Here is a 1,135-nt window from a genome sequence, read left to right as displayed (position 1 = left end):
TTCAAAATGGTGGTGAAACCTTGAAAATGGTTTCAGTTATGTTTACTTGTTTTGCTGATACGAAAAAAGAACTAGATAGTATTAGAACGATGTTAATAAGTGAAATGGTTAAAAAAGGCTTTATACCTGATGAATTAAAATTTCAGCAATTAAAAGCATATAATTTTGTCTGAAACAACAATATCAAAAACAGCACTGAATGATGACAAGAAATGCCCGTTATTTCATTTGCAAGTAGTTATCCGTTTGTAGCAACACCGCTAAATGATAATTGTGGGGTGCTCTTGGGAACGAATGATATTGATGAACCGATAAGTTTTGATATAAAACACCGTGATAGTTTTCGAAATAGTAGTAATGCATTTATTGTCGGAATGACAGGGAGTGGTAAAACATTTAATGCTAAAAAGCAATTAAACTGATTATATTGTAATAACACAAAAATATATATCATTGACCCTGAGCGGGAATACCACCAATTAGCCAATTATTATGGTGGGGAAATTATCCCAATTGGTAAATCGGACAAAGCACGAATAAATCCGTTAGAAATTTTTTCAGATGACTTATTAGAACATATTTCGTTGTTAGAACAATGGTTTAAGATTTTATATCCTTCTTTAATGGATATTGATTTAAGTTTATTACAACAAACTCTTTTAAAATTATATAAAGATTTTAAAATTACAGATAAAACAGAATTAAATAAATTAAATGCTCGTGACTATCCTACACTATCAGATTTGTTTGATTTAATTGAAAAACAAGAAAAAAGCGAACAAAACAAATCACATTTATACAATGTTTTATGAAAACTTGCTAAGGGGGCTGATGGTGCTTTGTGAAACGGAATAAGCACCTTATCACTAAAAAGCGATTTGATTGTTTTTGATACCCACGAATTAACAGCAAACAAAAACCGACAAAATGCCCAATTGTTTTTAATGCTTTCATTTTTAGATAAGGTGGTTAAACAAAACAAAGCGAAAAACCAAGTATTACCAATTGCAGAGCAACAATGAATTTGCATTGCCATTGATGAAGCTCATTTATTGATTAATGAAAATAATACCTTAGCGTTGAATTTCTTATTTGAAATGACAAAACGTATTCGTAAATATAACGGTATTTTGTA

General features: G+C 29.9%; 1 protein-coding gene. It reads left to right on the top strand.

Annotated features, from left to right (window positions below; genetic code table 4):
* Positions 1-26 precede the first annotated feature (26 nt).
* Positions 27-1,135 (top strand): VirB4 family type IV secretion system protein (locus EHU54_RS05955; protein ID WP_400249481.1); only part of this gene is annotated, 1,109 nt, incomplete at its 3' end.

Source organism: Spiroplasma sp. ald, from assembly GCF_044714355.1.
Taxonomy (GTDB): domain Bacteria; phylum Bacillota_I; class Bacilli_A; order Mycoplasmatales; family Mycoplasmataceae; genus Spiroplasma; species Spiroplasma phoeniceum.
Note: the sequence above shows the minus strand (reverse complement) of the source record. Positions and strands in the feature narration are given on the sequence as shown.